The sequence below is a fragment of the Gammaproteobacteria bacterium genome, assembly GCA_035546635.1.
In the GTDB taxonomy this organism is placed as follows: Bacteria; Pseudomonadota; Gammaproteobacteria; order JAURND01; family JAURND01; genus DASZWJ01.
This window is the reverse complement of the sequence record DASZWJ010000017.1, coordinates 176,196-195,164: the sequence shown is the minus strand read 5'-3', so window position 1 is coordinate 195,164 and position 18,969 is coordinate 176,196. Positions and strand designations below refer to the sequence as shown.

19 protein-coding genes are annotated in these 18,969 nt (G+C 44.7%); 8 read left to right on the top strand and 11 right to left on the bottom strand.

Translation table 11 applies throughout. The annotated features are described in order from the left end of the window. Window positions 1-13: 13 nt before the first annotated feature. From thiL to VHE99_03675, 5 genes are all read right to left on the bottom strand, one after another. Entirely contained in the window at window positions 14-970 is a 957-nt protein-coding gene (gene thiL, locus VHE99_03695; GenBank protein ID HVV68127.1) for a thiamine-phosphate kinase, read from the bottom strand. Window positions 971-1,648: 678 nt separating this feature from the next. Then, window positions 1,649-2,104, bottom strand: a complete 456-nt coding sequence (nusB, locus tag VHE99_03690) for a transcription antitermination factor NusB (GenBank protein HVV68126.1) — start codon at window positions 2,102-2,104, stop codon at window positions 1,649-1,651. Window positions 2,105-2,224: 120 nt separating this feature from the next. Continuing rightward, window positions 2,225-2,683 carry a transcriptional regulator NrdR gene (nrdR, locus tag VHE99_03685; GenBank protein HVV68125.1) on the bottom strand — a complete coding sequence of 153 codons (459 nt, stop codon included), beginning with the start codon at window positions 2,681-2,683 and terminating at the stop codon, window positions 2,225-2,227. 3 nt (window positions 2,684-2,686) lie between these two features. Beyond that, window positions 2,687-3,940: a serine hydroxymethyltransferase gene (gene glyA, locus VHE99_03680; protein ID HVV68124.1), complete on the bottom strand. Its 1,254-nt coding sequence runs from the start codon at window positions 3,938-3,940 to the stop codon at window positions 2,687-2,689. A gap of 160 nt (window positions 3,941-4,100) precedes the next feature. Further along, on the bottom strand, window positions 4,101-4,757 hold the full coding sequence (locus VHE99_03675) for a response regulator (GenBank protein ID HVV68123.1): 657 nt from the start codon (window positions 4,755-4,757) through the stop codon (window positions 4,101-4,103). Between the two features lie 233 nt (window positions 4,758-4,990). On the opposite strand from VHE99_03675, the gene VHE99_03670 reads away from it, so the two are divergent. After that, on the top strand, window positions 4,991-5,470 hold the full coding sequence (locus VHE99_03670; GenBank protein ID HVV68122.1) for a hypothetical protein: 480 nt from the start codon (window positions 4,991-4,993) through the stop codon (window positions 5,468-5,470). 76 nt (window positions 5,471-5,546) lie between these two features. Here the strand turns inward: VHE99_03670 and polA are convergent, their stop codons facing one another. After that, window positions 5,547-8,240 (bottom strand): DNA polymerase I, encoded by a 2,694-nt coding sequence (polA, locus tag VHE99_03665; protein HVV68121.1) that lies wholly within the window; start codon window positions 8,238-8,240, stop codon window positions 5,547-5,549. 183 nt (window positions 8,241-8,423) lie between these two features. On the opposite strand from polA, the gene VHE99_03660 reads away from it, so the two are divergent. Further along, window positions 8,424-9,071 (top strand): hypothetical protein, encoded by a 648-nt coding sequence (locus VHE99_03660; GenBank protein ID HVV68120.1) that lies wholly within the window; start codon window positions 8,424-8,426, stop codon window positions 9,069-9,071. Between the two features lie 89 nt (window positions 9,072-9,160). Further along, on the top strand, window positions 9,161-9,811 hold the full coding sequence (locus tag VHE99_03655) for an OmpA family protein (GenBank protein ID HVV68119.1): 651 nt from the start codon (window positions 9,161-9,163) through the stop codon (window positions 9,809-9,811). Between the two features lie 155 nt (window positions 9,812-9,966). Here VHE99_03655 and VHE99_03650 read toward each other — a convergent pair whose 3' ends face one another. Beyond that, window positions 9,967-10,428, bottom strand: a complete 462-nt coding sequence (locus VHE99_03650) for a DciA family protein (GenBank protein HVV68118.1) — start codon at window positions 10,426-10,428, stop codon at window positions 9,967-9,969. An 82-nt stretch (window positions 10,429-10,510) separates the two neighbouring features. Between VHE99_03650 and secA the strand changes: the two genes are divergently transcribed. Then, a complete protein-coding gene (gene secA, locus VHE99_03645) occupies window positions 10,511-13,246 on the top strand; it encodes a preprotein translocase subunit SecA (GenBank protein ID HVV68117.1) in 2,736 nt (911 codons plus the stop codon). Between the two features lie 44 nt (window positions 13,247-13,290). After that, on the top strand, window positions 13,291-13,707 hold the full coding sequence (mutT, locus tag VHE99_03640; protein HVV68116.1) for an 8-oxo-dGTP diphosphatase MutT: 417 nt from the start codon (window positions 13,291-13,293) through the stop codon (window positions 13,705-13,707). Between the two features lie 49 nt (window positions 13,708-13,756). Here the strand turns inward: mutT and zapD are convergent, their stop codons facing one another. Together zapD and VHE99_03630 are read right to left on the bottom strand one after the other, a co-directional pair. Further along, complete coding sequence (gene zapD, locus VHE99_03635; protein HVV68115.1) at window positions 13,757-14,542, bottom strand: cell division protein ZapD; 786 nt, start codon at window positions 14,540-14,542, stop codon at window positions 13,757-13,759. Between the two features lie 117 nt (window positions 14,543-14,659). Continuing rightward, window positions 14,660-15,538: a Kdo hydroxylase family protein gene (locus VHE99_03630; protein HVV68114.1), complete on the bottom strand. Its 879-nt coding sequence runs from the start codon at window positions 15,536-15,538 to the stop codon at window positions 14,660-14,662. Window positions 15,539-15,713: 175 nt separating this feature from the next. On the opposite strand from VHE99_03630, the gene VHE99_03625 reads away from it, so the two are divergent. Continuing rightward, window positions 15,714-16,340 carry a DUF47 family protein gene (locus tag VHE99_03625; GenBank protein HVV68113.1) on the top strand — a complete coding sequence of 209 codons (627 nt, stop codon included), beginning with the start codon at window positions 15,714-15,716 and terminating at the stop codon, window positions 16,338-16,340. After that, on the top strand, window positions 16,341-17,342 hold the full coding sequence (locus tag VHE99_03620) for an inorganic phosphate transporter (protein ID HVV68112.1): 1,002 nt from the start codon (window positions 16,341-16,343) through the stop codon (window positions 17,340-17,342). Between the two features lie 49 nt (window positions 17,343-17,391). Here the strand turns inward: VHE99_03620 and VHE99_03615 are convergent, their stop codons facing one another. Continuing rightward, window positions 17,392-17,667, bottom strand: coding sequence for a YfhL family 4Fe-4S dicluster ferredoxin (locus tag VHE99_03615; GenBank protein ID HVV68111.1), 276 nt, complete (start codon window positions 17,665-17,667; stop codon window positions 17,392-17,394). 20 nt (window positions 17,668-17,687) lie between these two features. Then, window positions 17,688-18,161 (bottom strand): pantetheine-phosphate adenylyltransferase, encoded by a 474-nt coding sequence (coaD, locus tag VHE99_03610; protein HVV68110.1) that lies wholly within the window; start codon window positions 18,159-18,161, stop codon window positions 17,688-17,690. A 64-nt stretch (window positions 18,162-18,225) separates the two neighbouring features. Between coaD and rph the strand changes: the two genes are divergently transcribed. Then, window positions 18,226-18,942 (top strand): ribonuclease PH, encoded by a 717-nt coding sequence (gene rph / locus VHE99_03605; GenBank protein HVV68109.1) that lies wholly within the window; start codon window positions 18,226-18,228, stop codon window positions 18,940-18,942. Window positions 18,943-18,969: the final 27 nt, after the last annotated feature.

Genomic DNA, 18,969 nt, shown 5'->3' with positions numbered 1-18,969 from the left:
AATAGATGCCTTCTTAAAAATGTTCGTAGCCTTTGCTTTGAGGATTAAAAATTTGATTATTTCCATATCTTACCCGTAGACCTGTGGCTGTTTCAATAACTCCAATCCGCTGGCAAGGGCAATTCAATTTTGTAAACACTTCTGTGATGGTAGCGCGTTGGCTGGGGTTGGCAGTAAAGCAAAGTTCATAATCATCTCCGCCGCTTAGCATTAATTCCCAGGCATCAGTTTGCGGCAAAGTAGCTAAAGCCTGAGACAATGGCAGGTGTTCTGCGTAAATTTCTGCACCCACTCCGCTTTGTTCCAGAATATGTCCAAGATCTGCAGCCAGGCCATCTGAGACATCAATGGCGGCACTGGCGATATCCCTTAATGCAATACCTGCTGCAATGCGGGGTTCTGGGTAGTGCAAATGCGGGGTTATTTCTTCATGTGAATGTGTTGCTAGGTTACATTTGTGTTGCAGGCAACGCAATGCCAATGCAGCATTTCCCGGCTGTCCAGTGATGTAGATATCGTCGCCAAGTTTTGCGCCATGGCGTTGCAAGGCTTTACCAGGGGGAACAAAACCAGTGATGTGGGTAGTAATAGCCAGCGGACCAGAAGTCGTATTGCCACCGACTAATTGTAATGCATATTGGTTAAGTAAATGAAAAAAACCCTGGCAAAATTCGCTTAGCCATTTTTCATTGGCTTCTGGCAATGTGAGAGATAGCATCACCCAAGCGGGTTCAGCACCCATTGCGGCTAGATCACTTAAGCTAACGGCCAGACTTTTATGCCCAAGCGCGGCGGCTTCTGTGCCTGGTAAAAAGTGGATATTTTCCACCAAGGTATCAGTGGATACGGCAAGCAGCTGTTTTTGAGGAGGCTCGAGCAGTGCGCAGTCGTCTCCTATGCCGAGGATGACATCGGAGCGTGTTTTTATTGTATCTTTAAAATAGCATTTGATTAGCTCGAATTCATGCATGGTTCATCCTTTCAAAGTTGCATTGTTGAATAAATATCTATACTTTTTTCTGCTTTTGGGGGTGTTGTTGAATATTCCTAAGCTTGATGCGTTCCGCCTGAGCATAGTAAAGGCACCTCTCCAACTAGCAAACCCCCAAACCTGTCCTATACTGAAATTAGGAAAAGGATTTTCCCTGTGTCCCAAAGGTTTTAGATTTGTAGCCGTCAAATCTTGAAAGAAGCCTGATTTGGATCACGCCGCAAAGTGTAAATAGAGGTGATCGCGATGTGATCCAAATCCGACTTAAAGGGTAAAAAGTTAGTGCAAAGTCTCCAGCAAAAACAGGAAAAATAAATTATTTGTACTATACTTTCAATGTGAGGAGAGGTTCTCCAGTCTTCGCTAAGGTGTAAAGACGAGGAGATGCTCCTAATGACTTGCCTAAGATGATTCTGGTCTTTGCGTGTAAAGCGCAGAGCCAGGATCAGAAAAGGCATTTTTTATAGCTATATACCATAGACTTGAAACGGTCAGATTTTCCCAGCCTATCCTTAAAAAATTCTCACATACTACGTGTATGCTCTGCTTTTTTAAAAATTTTTAAGGGCGATCTTGGAAAAATCTGACCGTTTTGTGCTACTTCTAGCAATGTGTTAAATATTACTTTTTTTGCTTAGCTGCAAAGTGGCTCTGGTTTTAGTTTTCAGGGCGAGTCGTCCGCGCTCCAATTTCTACAGTTCGTAAACTGCGGGCGACATTATCCAAAACGCCATTGACATATTTATACCCCTCAATAGCACCAAATGTTTTAGCCAGCCGTAATGCTTCATCAATTACCACGCGATAAGGAATATCCATGCGGTGAACAAACTCATAGAGTGCAATACGTAAAATGGCCAATTCCACTGGATTTAATTGTCCAATGTCGCGGTCTAATGCTGGCTTCATGTGTGCATCCAGACTTTCGCAACAATTGACCACCCCACGTAGTAATTCCAGAAAATAAGGCACATCCACCTTATCCAGAGGACAATCCTGTAGGAATTGGTTTTCAATTTCCAATGAAGAGGTAGAGGCTAACTGCCATTGATAAATGGCTTGTAGCGCAAGGCGGCGTGCTAAGCGGCGGGGGGCGGGTGATTTTTTGCTCATAGGGTTTCTCTTAAGGCGTTTACACTTTTTTCCTCTTAATCCATGACTTCTTTCCTTCTCCCACAAGGGGAGAAGGGAAAAAGCTAGAGCTGTAAGAGGGAAAAAGGGTAAACGCTATTTTTAGTCAGAAGTTTTTTCCAGCCGATTAATTTCATCCCGAAACGCATGTACATCCTGAAAACTTCGGTAAACAGAAGCAAAGCGTACATAAGCGACCTGATCCAACTGGCGTAACTCATCCATCACCAGCTCACCGATAAAGGTAGAGCTGACTTCTCGTTCACCGGTAGCGCGCAAACGATGGGTAATATGTCCAATAGCCGCTTCCAGCTGATCCGTGCTGACTGGACGTTTTTCTAGGGCTCGCATCATGCCTGCGCGAAGTTTTTTCTCGTCAAAGGGATTGCGACGCTGATCGCGCTTAATAATTTGTGGCATGATTAATTCTGCAATTTCATAAGTAGTAAAACGCTCAACGCAGGCCGTGCATTCTCTGCGGCGTCTGACACGGTTATCTTCATCGACAAAGCGCGAATCAATAACACGGGTATCAGGCGTATGACAGAATGGGCAGCGCATAAATTAACCGTATACCGGAAAGCGTTTACAAATGGCTAATACTTGAGATTTGACCTGATCTATCACGCTTTGGTTTTGATAATCATCCAGAACGTCGCAAACCCAGCCAGCCAGAATTTCAGTTTCATTTTCTCCAAAACCACGGGTGGTGATGGCAGGCGTGCCCAGGCGTAAACCACTAGTGATAAAGGGTGAGCGCGGGTCATTGGGAACGGCATTTTTATTGGCGGTAATATTGGCCAGTCCTAAAGCGGCTTCCGCATCTTTTCCAGTGATGTCTTTATCGATCAAGTCAACTAAAAACAGATGATTATCGGTGCCTCCAGAAACTATTTTATAACCACGTGCCATCATCACGGCCGCCATTTTACGGGCATTATTGACAACCATTTGTTGGTATTGTCTAAATTCGGGTTGCAAAGCTTCTTTGAAGGCAACTGCTTTGGCGGCAATCACATGCATTAAAGGGCCGCCTTGTAGTCCTGGAAAAATGCTGGAATTTAATTTCTTTTCAATTTCGGGATTGGCTTTAGCAAGAATAAAACCACTGCGCGGACCGCGTAAAGTTTTATGCGTTGTGGAAGTGGTGACATCGGCAATTTGTACTGGTGAAGGGTAAACTCCCGCCGCCACCAAACCTGCCACATGTGCCATATCCACAACCAGAAAAGCGCCCACTTGGTCAGCGATGTCGCGGAATTTTTGCCAGTCAGCGATGCGTGAATAGGCTGAAAAACCAGCCATAATTAAGCGTGGACGGTGTTCTTTAGCTAGATGCTCAACTTGATCGTAATCAATTTCTCCCGTTTCAACATTAAGCCCATATTGTACGGCTTGATAGATTTTACCGGAGAAATTAACTTTAGCGCCGTGTGTTAAGTGGCCGCCATGGGCTAGGCTCATGCCCAAAACCGTGTCTCCAGGATTAATCAATGCCATATAGACGGCAGCATTAGCCTGTGATCCAGAGTGGGGTTGCACGTTGGCGTAATCTGCTTTAAATAGTTCTTTAACGCGATCTATGGCTAATTGTTCAACGATATCCACATATTCACAGCCACCATAATAGCGTTTACCAGGATAACCTTCAGCATATTTATTGGTGAGCACTGAGCCTTGTGCTTCCATGACACTGGGGCTGGTGTAATTTTCAGAGGCGATGAGTTCTATGTGTTCTTCTTGGCGGCGTTTTTCAGCTTGGATGGCTTGGTTTAATTCGGGATCAAAATCGGCTAGGTGGATTTTACTGCTAAACATGGGGTCTCCATTGAGAGGGTAAATGTGTTTTTGTTATTCGCAAATATAAATTTTCAACTCTTCTGAGCCTTAACTTTTTCCCTTCTCCCACAAGGGGAGAAGGGAAAAAGTTAAGGCTGTAATAGGAAAAAAGCTAAGGCCATTAGAGATTAACGCAAGCCTAATGCCACTGGCTGTCCACATCAATCAATCCATATTCAATAGCAATCCGTGTCGCTTCGACGTCAGTTTTTACGCGTAATTTCTTTAATATGGTGCTGCGATAACCATTGACGGTTTTGTTGCTAAGAAACAGTTTTTTAGCGATTTCATTCACATCCATACCTCTTGCTACCATTAGCAGAATCTGTAATTCGCGTTCGGAAAGCTTTGCCAGCGGGATGGCTTTATTATCTTTTACTTTGAGTCGAGGTATCACGATGTTATCCATCATAATCGGATCAACATAACGGTTTCCGGCATAGATGGTATTGATTGCTTCGATCATTTGATCGCGGGAAGCACTTTTACTCAGATAGCCTACGGCACCTAAGCTCAGTAGCCGTGCTGGCAGAAAATCGTCTGTATGAGCGCTGATAATGAGGATTTTGGCTGTAGGTTCATTTCGCAACAGTCGTATAGTCGCCTCTAACCCGCCGATACCTGGCATATTCACATCCATCAGGATAATATCCGGTACAAGCTCGCGCGCTAGGCGAATTGCTTCTTCTCCATTGCCTGCTTCGCCGACGATTTCAATATCTAGGACATCCATGAGTAGCATTTTTATGCCGGTACGTACCACTTCGTGGTCATCGACTAACAAAATTCGAATCACAGAAAAATAGCTCCAATAGAGTAAGAAAGCACAAAACGAGAATCATTCTAACATTGCATTAAGCTTTTATACAAATTCGTGTGGTGGCTGGCTGCTTACCGCCTTTTTTAAAGGGAGAAACATGCCTTGTTAGGAGTGTGGGAGGCTACAAAAAAGGGAAGCAATTGGTAAAATCGCCATTATTCGCTATATTGTTAGTATATAGGAAGCGGTAATCCGCAAGGAGAGGATACATGCGTAAATTGCAACTAAGCGTTATGGTAGCTTTATTATCCCTGGCAGCCACCGGTTTTGCGGAAACCACGTTGACACTGGAAATAACCAATACTGGTTGGGAAACCCCTTTATATACCAAGGTGTATTCCAGGCATGTGAATACTTTGTTGGATAAATCTTTTTTATTTACAGAACTTTCACCACAAATGAAGAAAGTTTTTTCTCTGGTGGTTGGACGCTATGGTCCTCCTCCGCCTGAGAAAATCGAGGTAAGCTTTTTCGACAATCCTGATCTACAGGGTGAGCCGGTAGCTAAATGGGGCTATTTCGATGAGGAGAATCCAATAACGGGTAAATGGGAAAGTAGACTCTGTGATTTCCGCTCGGATAGCTTTGTGAGTTGTTTTTATACAGGTGATGCCAAGAACGGTTATTTTGTTTACGTTACGGTGGATGGAGATTATGTTTCCAGTCACAAGATTCTATTACAGCCATGACTTCTTCCCTCTTAAAGCCATAACTTCTTTCCTTCTCCCACAAGGGGAGAAGGAAAAAGGTTAAGGCTGTAAGAGCTTAATGCGCCTCATCCCAATTATTGCCAACATTAATATTCACTACCAACGGTATTTCTAGTTTTACTGCGTGGATCATATGCGCTTCAATTTGTTGTTTAGCTAAATCCACGCAGTCTTCAGCTACTTCAAACACTAATTCGTCATGCACTTGCATAATCATTTTTACATCTACGCCGCTTTGTCTTATCCAAGCATCCAGCGAAATCATAGCGATTTTAATAATATCGGCAGCAGTGCCCTGCATGGGGGCATTGATCGCAGCACGTTCAGCAGCGCGGCGGCGTTGCATTTGACTACTGTTGATTTCAGGAATAGAAAGACGCCGACCTAATAATGTTTCCACATAACCTTGTTTACGTGCTAATGCTCGAATGGCTTCCATATAAAATTTCACACCAGGATAACGAGCAAAATACTTATCGACATAAGCTTGAGCCACTTCGCGTGACACGCCTAATTGTCGTGATAAACCAAAAGCTGACATGCCGTAAATCAGTCCAAAATTAATCGCTTTAGCACTACGGCGTTGCTCTTGTGTCACTTGCGTTAAAGGCAAGCCAAACACCTCTGCTGCTGTGGCAGTATGAATATCAAAGCTGGCAGCAAATGCTTTTAATAATCCCGGATCATGAGATAAATGCGCCATGATGCGTAATTCAATCTGTGAATAATCTGCTGAAATAATTTTGTAACCTTTAGGTGCGATGAAAGCTTGGCGTACACGACGGCCTTCTTCATGACGGATGGGGATGTTTTGCAGATTAGGGTCGGTTGAGGATAAGCGTCCAGTAGCGGTGACTGCTTGGTTATAGGAAGTATGCACCCGTCCGGTTTTAGGGTGAATTTGTTTGGGTAGACTGTCGGTATAAGTCGATTTGAGCTTGCATAAACTTCTGTGTTCTAAAATCAGTTTAGGCAATGGATAGTCTAGCGCTAATTCTGCTAGCACTGATTCTGCAGTGGAGGGTGCACCGCCCGGTGTCTTACTTAATATGGGTAATTGCATTTTTTCATATAACACGCTCTGCAATTGTTTCGGAGAGGCGAGATTAAACATGGTATCTGCTAGCGCATAAGCTTCTTTTTCCAATGTCTTGATCCGTTGTTCCAAATCCTGGCTCTGCTCAGCTAAAAGTTTTGGGTCTATGCAGACGCCGCAACGTTCCATACGCGATAAGACACTGACCAATGGCATTTCGATGTCTTCCAATACACATCGCAGATCGTCATTCGCAATAATTTTAGGCCATAAAATCTGATGCAATTGTAAGGCAAAATCCGCATCTTCTGCTGCGTAATTGCTAGCATCTGTCAGGGCAATTTGATTAAAGGTCAATTGGTTTGCACCTTTCCCTGCTAAACTTTCAAAACTGATGGGTTTTTTGCCTAAATATTTTAAGGATAGGCTATCTAAATCATGGCGGTTGGCACTACTTTCGAGTAGGTAAGATTCCAGCATGGTGTCATAAATCTTAGCGCCAATTTCGATGCCGTAATTAGCAAGTACGCCGATGTCGTATTTTAAATTTTGTCCAATCAGCGTATGCAGTGGATTTTCCAATACGGGTTTTAATTGTGCTAACACTTCATCAAGGGATAGCTGCGCTTCCACGCCGATGTAATCATGTGCCACGGGTACATAGGCTGCTTGATTTGCATTAACAGCAAATGAGAAGCCGACAATTTGTGCGTCCAGTGTATTTAAACTGGTGGTTTCAATATCAAAAGCAAATTGTTTTGACTGTTTAATCCGGTTTATCCACTGTGATAAATCTGCTTGGGTTAATACCAATTGATAATCCAGAGCAGTTTTTTCAGCAGGTGATTCTTGCTCTAAGAGTTCTTTTAACCAGTTTTTAAATTCTAGTCGTCTGAATAATTCCAGTAATTTGACGCGATCGGGTTGGCTAGGCTTCAGCTCAGTTACTGAAACTGGCAGAGATTCATAAAGGCGCAAGGTGACTAACTTTTTAGCCAGAGGCAGTTGTTCTAGACTTTGACGCAAATTTTCGCCGATTTTGCCAGAAATTTTATCTGCTTGTGCGATGAGAGCATCCAGCGAGCCATAATCATGCAGCCATTTAGCCGCTGTTTTCGGACCAACTTTAGGCACACCTGGAATGTTATCTGATGTGTCGCCAATCAATGCCAGATAATCAATAATGCTTTCCGGGGGGACGCCGAATTTTTCCTGTACACCTTTGGAGTCCAGTAGAGTTCCGCTCATGGTATTAATCAGGGTCACTCGATCATTGACCAGTTGTGCCATGTCTTTATCCCCGGTGGAGATTAGCACAGTCCAATTTTGTTCTAATGCCTGTCGCGTCAAAGTGCCAATCACATCATCCGCTTCTATGCCTTCTATGCTAATCAAGGGTAACCCCATGAATTGGATCGCTTCTCGTAGTGGTTCTATTTGCAGACGTAATGGGTCAGGCATGGGTGGGCGGTGGGCTTTGTAGGCTGGATAAATTTCATCGCGGAAGGTTTTACCTTTGGCGTCAAATACCACAGCGACATATTCGGGATCATAATCGGTCAGTAATTTTTTTATCATATTGAGCACACCATAAACCGCTCCCGTTGGCTCGCCGCGAGAATTGGTTAGGGGTGGCAGGGCGTGAAAAGCCCGGTACAAATAAGAGGAGCCATCGATTAGGATCAGAGGTTTGGGTGAGGTATTTGCTTGCATGGAGTGATTCTATACTGTCTGGGTTGTGGCTGTCATCACCCCCATTTTCAAAGGGGGTAAGAAGGGGAAGAATTTTTTTAGGAAAAACCTTGTATTTTCACGCCACTTCTCTATCATGTGCAAACTCGCATGCATGCAATTCTCACAGGGAGGTATATACAATGTCCGTCCGCCGAGGTTGTCGTGAAACGCTTAATTTTATTGGTATGGTTGAGTACATTCCTATTTAGTCCCACAAGTCTTGCAACTCCCCCTTCCCTTGATCCTACTTTGCAAATGACCGATCTGCCTTGGGCAGTGATGGTCTATTATGGTCGCATGACCAATGACACACTGGGGAATGTTGTCATCCAGAATTACAGCTTCGCCAATGAAAATCTTTACTCAGTTGAGTTTGCCCATCAATTATCGGAGAGCAATCCGGTACGGCGTTTTTTTCAGCCTATTTTGAGTACGATGGAAGTGGTTGGCAACTTTACTTATCGCCAGGATCCGGTGGGGCCTATTTACGAGTTCAATCCCTATGTAACCTTTCGTTGGGCACATTTTCCTTGGGACAAATATATCACTACCACTTTTGGTTTGGGTGAGGGTATTTCTTTTGATAGCAAGGTGCCTGCCATTGAATCTAATAGCGACGATCAAAACACCACGGATTCTCCCCAGAAGGTGTTAAATTATTTAATGCTGGAAGCAACTTTTGCTTTGCCCGATCATCCGCATTGGGAATTGGTGGCGCGCGTTCACCATCGCTCCGGTGTTTTTGGTTTGTACAAAGCTGAAAATAGTGGATCGACAGCAATTGGGCTTGGGATTCGTTATCGGTTTTAAATTTCCCGGCTATACAAATGCAAAGCGGGGCGTTAAAATCGCCGGCGATTGACAAGTAAGTTTTATAATAATTTATAAGAGGTAATAAAATGATCACAGGTTTACGTTCATCTTTTCTAGCAGTTTCCCTGGGTTCCGTTATGCTAATCAGTGGTTGCACGACTAATCCTTACACCGGTGAGCAGCAAGCCAGCAAGACCGGTATGGGTGCGGGCATTGGCGCCGCGACGGGCGCTTTAGCAGGTCAATTGATTGGCCGTAATACCACATCCACTTTAGTTGGTGCAGGTATTGGTGCGGTGGTCGGTGGTGTTGCCGGCAATATCATGGATCAACAAGCTGCTGAATTGCGTAGACAATTGGAAGGAACGGGTGTGAGAGTGGTTAAGAATGGCAATCAAATCCAACTGGTGATGCCGAGCGATATTACTTTCGCCGTCAACAGCGCTGATATTAAGCCACAGTTTTACAGCGTGTTAAATTCCGTTAGCCTGGTATTGAAAAAATACACTCAGACCAGCGTTCAGGTGGCAGGATATACGGATAGCACCGGTAGTGCTTCTCACAATCAGCAGTTGTCGCAAAACCGCGCACAAAGCGTTGCTTCTTACCTGATTAGCCAGGGTGTTGCTGCCGGCCGCTTTAATGCAGTGGGATATGGGCAGAATAATCCAGTTGCCAGCAACGATACGGCCTCTGGTAGAGCGCAGAACCGTCGCGTGGAGATTACGTTGCGGTAGGGGAATTATCCTTCTTGTTTTGTGGGAGAAGGTGCCCGAAGGGCGGAGGAGGGGTGAGTTTAGATTGGCTTTAAATAGTAAGTGCTACTGCAAACTTACCCCTCATCCGCCCTTCGGGCACCTTCTCCCCACAAGGGGAGAAGGAAGCTAAGGCCTTAACTTAATTTATTCGCCAATTTCAACAAAGCATTTTTCAATCGAATATCTTTAATCCCTTTCGCCACTTCGGCAATACTAGCTGCACTTTCCTCTGGAATTGGATTGGGTGGTGTGGTCAGTCCTACCTTGATATCTTTAGGATCAGGATGCACATAACAGAAAATACTTTTTAAATCCCTAAATTCCGCCACCAGCCGCAGTAGTTTAATCAGTTCAGGGGTATGATAACGCACATGAGTTGCCCAATTTGCATTACTGACTGCTAAACTCAGACGGCCACTACTAAACTCTAATATTTGACAGTGCTGACCCAGCTCCCAATCCACCGCTTTTAGAAATAAAGTTTGCAAATACTCAACCTGTTTTAACTGCAGTTTTAATTTTCGAAACCAATCATTGTCCAAAATGGCTTCTGAGAGCTTTAACGGAGTAGTTTCGCGACTGGATTGACTTGGCATTTTATGACATACTCCCGCAGGGTTTTTAATGTGTAACTTATGGGTCAAGTTTTGACCCTTTTAAAACGGCATTTACAAACGAATATTTATGAAATTACTCAGCAAAATTTTTGGCACTCGCAATCAGCGCCTAATTAAACGCATGCGCAAGGTGGTTGATCGCATCAATAGCTTAGAGCCCGAATTCCAGAGTCTAAGTGATTCTGAACTCCAAGGCAAAACCCTAGAATTTAAACAACGACTGCAGCAGGGCGAAACCTTAGACAGCCTATTGCCAGAAGCATTTGCCGCTGTACGAGAAGCAAGCCGGCGCACTTTAGGTTTGCGCCCCTTCGATGTACAGCTCATTGGCGGCATTGTCATACATTCAGGCAAGATTGCAGAAATGGGTACGGGTGAAGGTAAAACCCTGGTCGCGACTTTACCGGCTTACCTCAACGCTTTAACCGGTGAAGGCGTATACATCGTTACCGTCAATGATTACCTGGCAAAACGTGATGCAGACTGGATGCAGCCGGTCTACCAATTTTTAGGACTCACTGTAGGCATAAACCTGCCCAATATGGATCGTGAACAAAAACGCTTAGCTTATGCTGCAGATATCACCTACGGCACCAATAACGAATTTGGTTTTGATTACCTGCGTGATAACATGGCGTTTTTAATGGAAGGCAGAGTACAGCGCAAATTACATTTCGCCATCGTCGATGAAGTCGACTCCATTCTGATTGATGAAGCACGTACCCCACTCATCATCTCCGGTGCAGCTGAACAAAGTTCCGAACTTTACAAACAAATCAATACCATCGTTCCCAAATTGATCCGCCAACAGACCGAAGAAGGTGCTGGTGATTTTAAAGTCGATGAAAAAACCCGCCAGGTGCATTTAACCGAAGAAGGGCATCAGCACGTTGAAACCCTGATGGCAGAGCTGGGTTTAATCAAAAATGGCGCTAGCCTTTATGACATTGCGCATATTTCTTTGATGCACCATTTATATGCGGCTTTACGCGCGCATACCTTATTCCACCGTGATGTCGATTATATCGTCAAAGACGGTCAGGTCATTATCGTCGATGAACATACCGGCCGCTTAATGGCTGGCAGACGCTGGTCTGAAGGTTTACATCAAGCGACAGAAGCCAAAGAAGGTGTGGAAATCAAAAGTGAAAACCAGACATTAGCGTCGATTACTTTTCAGAATTATTTCCGTTTATTTGAAAAACTCGCCGGTATGACAGGCACGGCCGATACCGAAGCTTATGAATTTCAGCAGATTTATGGTTTAGAAGTCGTAGTCATACCCACCAATAAACCCGTCATCCGCAAAGACCTAGGCGATCAGGTGTATCTGAATAAAAAAGGTAAATTTGACGCGATAATCAAAGATATCAAAACCCGAGTTGAGCGCGGCCAGCCGATTCTAGTCGGCACGACCTCCATTGAAACTTCAGAATATTTATCACAATTACTCAATGCCGAAAAAATTCCCCATCAGGTACTCAATGCGAAATTTCATGAACAAGAAGCGAAAATCATCGCCGAAGCGGGTCGTCCCAGCGTGGTAACCATTGCAACCAATATGGCCGGTCGTGGTACTGATATTGTGTTGGGCGGTAACTTGCAAGCAGAACTGGCCGAACTTGCCAATCCCACACCTGAAGCACAGCAGCAGCTAAAAGCCCAGTGGCAACAACGCCATGAGCAGGTGATGGCTGCCGGCGGTTTACATGTACTCGGTACTGAACGTAACGAGTCACGACGTATTGATAATCAGTTACGTGGCCGCTCTGGGCGTCAGGGTGATCCGGGTTCTTCTCAATATTTCTTGTCCTTGGAAGATAATCTGATGCGCATATTCGCTTCAGAGCGCATGGCCAGTATTATGCGACGTTTGGGTATGCAAGAGAATGAAGTGATAGAAAACCCACTGATTTCGCGCGCTATCGAGAATGCGCAACGTAAAGTCGAAGGGCAGAATTTTGATATTCGTAAACAATTATTGGAATTTGACGATGTCGCTAATGACCAGCGTAAAGTGATTTATCTACAGCGTAATGAATTAATGGCAGCAGAAGATATCGCAGACACCATAGAGGCTATTCGTACAGATGTCTTGCAGGATGTGACTGATGAATTTATTCCTCCACAAAGTCTAGAAGAAGAATGGAATATCGCTGGATTAGAACAGCAGTTAGAGCAAGAATTTGGATTAAAATTGCCACTACGCCGCTGGTTGGAAGAAGATGAAACATTACATGAAGAAACTTTACGGGCGCGCATTATAGAAGAAGCAGATAAAGCTTATAAAGAAAAAGAAGCGCGGGAAGGCGAAACCATGCGCCACTTAGAAAAATCTATCATGTTGCAAAGTCTAGATAATCACTGGCGTGAACATCTGGCAGCGATGGATCATTTACGTAAAGGCATACACTTGCGTGGTTATGCGCAGAAAAATCCCAAACAAGAATACAAGCGCGAAGCGTTTTTGATGTTTACCAGTATGTTGGAAAGCATTAAACGCGATGTGGTAGCCACTTTATTTAATTTACGATTACAAGCATCTACTGCTGACGCCGAACTAGTTGAGGCACAACGTCTGAAAGAAGCCACTATGCAGAATTTACAGTTTTTACATGCTGAGGCCAATACGCTTGCAGCAATCAATGCGGCCAGCGCTGAAGCTGAAGAGCCAGCGCCTGCGTCATCGGCAACTGGGGAGACTTTTGTGCGTGGTCAACCCAAAGTAGGTCGCAATGAACCTTGCCCCTGTGGCTCTGGTAAAAAGTATAAAAACTGTCATGGGGCGCTGAAATGAGTCGCGGCCGAATCATTTAGATTTGCACTTATTCGGAAATGCATATGTCTGTCATCATCCCTGTTGCTGTTGGTATCGTACTGAATTCAGAAAGTAAAGTCTTAGTTTCCTTAAGACCCCAAAATAAAGACCAAGGTGGTTTATGGGAGTTCCCCGGGGGCAAAATTGAACGCGGGGAGAATCCAGAGCAAGCTTTAAAACGTGAATTGCTGGAAGAGGTAGGTATTGTAGTGCAGCGTGCAAGACCTTTGATGCAGTTTGAATATGATTACACTTCGCGGTTTGTGATGATTGATGTTTGGCAGGTTGAAGAATTTTCGGGAGAGGCGCATGGGCGTGAAGGTCAGGAAATTGCGTGGATAGAGTTAATGCAATTGGGGGCGCTGAATATGCTGTCGGCCAATAGGCCTATTCTTGAATGGTTGCGAGGTAAGTCATCATCCTCTTCGTTGTCATCCTGAGCGTAGCGAAGGATGACAACGAAGAGACGGGATGACAGCTAAGACGGGATCAAGAAATATTCACCAATGGCAGGCAACAGGTCAATTCAAACGGGATATCTTCCATACTCTGGCAAGCTCTATCCGCCACATTTAATTCTAAAAAACGCACACTCAGCCTATGTTTACCCACACTGATTTCTGGGTAAATCTGTAATTTGAGTGGAACCGATACCCGCACCAAATGATAAGCAAATTTGGGGTCTAATGCTTGCTGGTAAAACCCCTGGGTTGCGATTAAAGACTGCGGCATAGTACTACCGCGGGTTAGTTGTAATAATAATTTTACCGCAACGTTAATTTGGTCGAATTCACTGTACCATTCAGATAGATGACGTTGACGAACTTCTGCAGGCTGTTGCAGCCATAGGTGATAAGCAGGGGTACTGAAGGCAGATGCACCGCCGGGATTGGCCATATGCTGACGGATGCTGTTAAGAAAACTATTACTACGTAGGTTATGTCCCATCTTGTCCTGATTTTTGTACAGATTATCCGTTAACTGCACCAACTCGGTTAGAATTTCTCCTAATTTTTCTCTATCGACATTGGGTTTTTCTTCAAGCTGGGATAGTGCGTGTGCATGCTGGGTCAGCGCTTTACTGATTTTAGATTTTAAGTCAGGCCGGTCAATGACGTTTAAGGCTTCCAGCATGGCGGATACAGCAATGCGAGTTTCCCACTGATTTTGACCATTGATATGTTGATTAATATCGGCGAACAGATGCTCAAGCCGCAGGCAGACGCGGACGTATTCATTTAAAGGTTGCTCAAAAGTGATGATTGAGTCTGGCATGAAGTCACCTGTTGGCATGGCATCGTGCTAAATAATGCCAGAAAAATAGGGGTTATCATAGTAATTAATGAAATATCGTAATTGTTCACCCCCTTTTTCAAAGGAGGTGAATATGCGCTAAACCAGTGCCCGACCTGTCAAGCGTTCCAGTATTTTTAAAGGCGAAAGCTCACGATTAGCCATAGCAGGAACTGGCAGATAAAACGTCTGCTCCAGCATATGTTGCCCGCTTAATGCCGCATGCGACACTGAATCAGTTTGTACTACCCAGCTGGCGCCGGGAGGAAGGCGTAATTCAGTCTGCATTACCTGGTGTTGATAGGCCGTATCTTTTTTCATGCGATTATGTAGTTGCAACATAATGTGATCGTATTCCGTGCGCAGGCTTTTCGTTAGTTTCAGTTGTTGTAATAACTTGTTGCTACCGGGTAAGGGTCTGGAAATAGCCGGTAAAAACCGTGCGGCCACTGATTCAAATGGTTCGCCAATACGCCATACCCGATCTTCACCGTGTGGATTGATATTACTAAATACACGCAGAATTCGCCTCCCCTGATTAGGATTGGCTGGGAACGCATCGACGTGTAACAGTCTATCATCCTTGCGATAAGACATTTTGCGGTTGCTGACCTGCACGGGTCTAAAGCTAGTACGGCCTATCTGCAGAGCACCTTGGTAATGCGGGAATACACGATTAATTAGCAAATAAGTTTGCTGGGAGAAACGTGCCAGCATATTTTTAATTTGCTCACGTTGTTCTGCCGTGCCAATAGCCCCTTTGATGGTGTTGGTATGGGTGTTATAGCTGATGTTTTTGGCTTTAGCCTCTACAAAGTCTGGTGATAAAAAAGACATTTCGCTGGCGTTTAATTCAAATGCGAGGCGGGGGAAAAATAAGAGCTGCCCTGCTTCAAGGGCGCTGAGTGCCTGTTGTTGGGTTTCTGGGGTGTATTCAGAGTCCCACTGAGTATTGTCTAAGGTTTGCATGATTTTCATGGGGCTACTGCCTTTCAAAAGTAGGGTGGTGAATGGGTACTTAATCAATTTTAGTAATTATACTATTTTTGTAACCATTGAGCACAGTCTACAATGCACTGTATCCCCTCTGCTTGCGATAGCGCTTAAGAATAGTTACACTCCGCCCTCAGTAGGTGAATAACAGGAGCCCAAGGTGCTTAAAAGGTTACTACCCAAACAGGATAATTTTTTCGAGCTTTTTCAACAGACAGCACATCAAGTGGTGAGCGCTGCTGAGCTGTTTTCGCGCTTAATGCAAGACCTTGCCCATACCGAACAATATGCCAAAGACATCGCAGAACACGAAGCCATTGCCGATAATTGCGCCCGAGCTACCTTTGATCTCTTGCATAAAACCTTTATCACCCCTTTTGATCGCCATGATATCCATCAGCTAACGCGTAAACTCGATGATATCCTGGATATGACCAACCGCACCACCCAGCGTATTGCCCTGTATCAATTACAGGCATTGCCGGAAGGCTTACATCAAATCGCACTGTGTGCCCTAGACGCAGCCAAAGCAATCAAAACTGCATTAAAACAGCTGGAATATCTTAAAAATGCCCCGGAAATTATCCGCTTATGCCGCACCATCAGTGAAGCGGATAACCAGGCCGAACGCATCATGCTACAGGGTGTAGGTGAGTTGTTCGCCCAGGAAATGGATTTTAAACAATTACTTAAACTTAAGGAAATATACGAATATAGCACTTACATTGTCCGCGAATGTCATGATTTAGCGGACATTGTAAAGGGTATAGTATTGGAGTATTCCTAAATGCATCACGAACTGCTCCTGGTCATATTCCTCATTGGCCTGGCGTTGCTGTTTGATTTTCTTAACGGTTTTCACGATTCCGCCAATTCCATTGCTACGATTGTATCGACCCGTACGTTAAAACCGCATTGGGCGGTACTCTGGGCGGCATTTTTCAATTTTGTCGCATTTTTGTTTTTTAAACTGCATGTCGCCAATACCATTGGTACTGGCTTAATTATGCCAGAAATTGTTGACCGTCAGCTGATTTTTGCCACACTCTGTGGTGCCATTTTCTGGAATATCTTTACCTGGTTTTATGGCTTACCTTCCAGTTCTTCTCATGCGTTGATTGGCGGATTGATTGGCTCGGCTATTGTCAAATCTGGCGTGCATTCATTGAATATTCCGGGTATCAGCAAGGTGGTCGCTTCGATTTTTTTCTCGCCACTTCTGGGTTTTGTACTGGGATTATTATTAATGTTTTTGGCGACTCGCTTGTTTTTCCGCATTACGCGGCACAAGGTAGATAACTGGTTTAAGAAGCTGCAGTTTTTATCTTCAGCGCTGATGAGTTTGGGACATGGTGCGAATGATGCCCAGAAAACCATGGGTATTATCGCTATTTTATTGTTTTCATCGCATATGTTGGGAGATAAGTTTTACGTCCCGGTGTGGGTGATAATCACCTGTAATTTTGTCATGGCGTTAGGCACTTTTCTGGGTGGCTGGCGTATTGTTAAAACAATGGGTATGCGTATCACCAAGCTTAAACCGATCAATGGCAGTTGTGCTGAAATCGCGGGTGCCTGCACGTTGTTTTTAGCAACGGATTTGGGTATTCCAGTATCTACCACCCATACCATCGCTGGGGCGATTTTTGGCGTGGGTGCTACACATAATTTATCAGCAGTACGCTGGGGTTTGGCGCGGCGTATTGTGATTGCTTGGGTGGTTACCTTACCGGCGGCAGGGCTGGTTTCGGCTGGCGTGTGGTTATTGGTGCAGTGGATTATTGGTTAAGATTTGTGCCCCTTTTCAAAGGGTAGGATACTTTGTCAGAAGCATCTTCTTAGGATTGGTCTTGTGCTGAACGATGGGTTTGTGTCGTCAATTGGTGATATTTTTCTAGTAACTGTTGCTGCGTTTCTTGATATGCCGGATCTTTGGGGATGCAATCTACCGGACAAACCTGTTGGCATTGCGGTACTTCAAAATGACCTACGCACTCAGTGCATTTATCGGGGTTGATTTCATAAATGAGTTCCCCCTGGTAAATGGCTTGATTTGGGCATTCAGGTTCGCATACGTCGCAATTAATACAATCTTCGGTGATCTTTAGAGCCATGGGTGTCTGTGGAAAATAAACTAGTGGTTTTTGAGTGCCGTTAGCACTGCTTCTGGCACAAACGCCGATAAATCGCCCCCCATCCTAGCAATTTCACGAATAACTGTAGAAGAAATATGGGCAAAGCCTGCTTCGGGTTTTAAAAATATCGTTTCCATTTCTGGATACATACATTGGTTCATAGTGGCCAAACGGAATTCATATTCCATATCACCGACGGTGCGAATGCCGCGCACTATCACACGGATATTTTGTTCGCGCATAAAATCGACTATCAATCCTGAAAAGGTGACTACCTGAACCCCAGCATACTCGGCAAACACAGTTTCAGCGATACTTTGACGCTCAGGTAATGATAAAAGAGGGGTTTTAGCAGCACTGGCAGCGATAGCAATAACGACAGTGTCGAATAGTCGCAATGCGCGTTCAACTAACTGCACGTGGCCATAAGTCAGGGGGTCGAAAGTGCCGGGGTAGATAACGGTTTTTTCCATAGGGAAGTATGCTAGCATATTCTGCTTGAGCGGTCATTTTTTCTACTAATTAACAGGAAACCTTATGCGACTCAATAACAGAAATGCCGACCAGATGCGTCCCATATCGATTACGCGCTACTTTACCAAACATGCCGAAGGTTCAGTGCTGGTTGCATTTGGTGATACCAAAGTGCTGTGCACGGCCAGTGTAGTGCCCGGTGTGCCGCGGTTTTTGAAAGACAGTGGCCAAGGGTGGGTGACTGCTGAATATGGCATGTTGCCGCGTGCTACGCACGAGCGTACCGATCGTGAGGCCAGTCGCGGTAAACAAGGCGGGCGTACTTTAGAAATACAGCGTTTAATTGGTCGCTCACTTCGAAGCGCTGTGGATTTAAGCTCTTTAGGAGAAAACACGATCACGATTGATTGTGATGTGTTGCAGGCCGATGGCGGTACCCGCACTGCGGCAATCACCGGTGGTTGTGTCGCATTATTCGATGCCATTACCTACTTGCAAAGAATGCAGGAAATCACGATTAATCCGTTTAAGCGTTGGGTCGCTTCGGTATCAGTTGGTATTTATGCGGGAGTTCCAGTCGTCGATCTGGATTATCAGGAAGATAGCAATGCAGATATGGATATGAATGTGGTGATGACTGAAAGCGGCGAATTTATCGAGGTTCAAGGGACTGCAGAGAAAGCCCCGTTTAATAAAGATCAACTCAATCAGTTATTAGCCTTGGCGGAAAATGGAATTAAGCAATTAATGGTGCAACAAAAAGCGGCGGTGTTTACTTGAGGCATAATCTTCCCCCAACAAGGAGAG

Excerpts from the sequence above, each read along its gene's own strand:
- thiL (HVV68127.1), bottom strand. The coding sequence starts at position 970 with ATGCATGAATTCGAGCTAATCAAATGCTATTTTAAAGATACAATAAAA.
- nusB (HVV68126.1), bottom strand. The coding sequence starts at position 2,104 with ATGAGCAAAAAATCACCCGCCCCCCGCCGCTTAGCACGCCGCCTTGCG.
- nrdR (HVV68125.1), bottom strand. The coding sequence starts at position 2,683 with ATGCGCTGCCCATTCTGTCATACGCCTGATACCCGTGTTATTGATTCG.
- glyA (HVV68124.1), bottom strand. The coding sequence starts at position 3,940 with ATGTTTAGCAGTAAAATCCACCTAGCCGATTTTGATCCCGAATTAAAC.
- VHE99_03670 (HVV68122.1), top strand. The coding sequence starts at position 4,991 with ATGCGTAAATTGCAACTAAGCGTTATGGTAGCTTTATTATCCCTGGCA.
- polA (HVV68121.1), bottom strand. The coding sequence starts at position 8,240 with ATGCAAGCAAATACCTCACCCAAACCTCTGATCCTAATCGATGGCTCC.
- VHE99_03655 (HVV68119.1), top strand. The coding sequence starts at position 9,161 with ATGATCACAGGTTTACGTTCATCTTTTCTAGCAGTTTCCCTGGGTTCC.
- VHE99_03650 (HVV68118.1), bottom strand. The coding sequence starts at position 10,428 with ATGCCAAGTCAATCCAGTCGCGAAACTACTCCGTTAAAGCTCTCAGAA.
- mutT (HVV68116.1), top strand. The coding sequence starts at position 13,291 with ATGTCTGTCATCATCCCTGTTGCTGTTGGTATCGTACTGAATTCAGAA.
- zapD (HVV68115.1), bottom strand. The coding sequence starts at position 14,542 with ATGCCAGACTCAATCATCACTTTTGAGCAACCTTTAAATGAATACGTC.
- VHE99_03630 (HVV68114.1), bottom strand. The coding sequence starts at position 15,538 with ATGAAAATCATGCAAACCTTAGACAATACTCAGTGGGACTCTGAATAC.
- VHE99_03620 (HVV68112.1), top strand. The coding sequence starts at position 16,341 with ATGCATCACGAACTGCTCCTGGTCATATTCCTCATTGGCCTGGCGTTG.
- VHE99_03615 (HVV68111.1), bottom strand. The coding sequence starts at position 17,667 with ATGGCTCTAAAGATCACCGAAGATTGTATTAATTGCGACGTATGCGAA.
- coaD (HVV68110.1), bottom strand. The coding sequence starts at position 18,161 with ATGGAAAAAACCGTTATCTACCCCGGCACTTTCGACCCCCTGACTTAT.
- rph (HVV68109.1), top strand. The coding sequence starts at position 18,226 with ATGCGACTCAATAACAGAAATGCCGACCAGATGCGTCCCATATCGATT.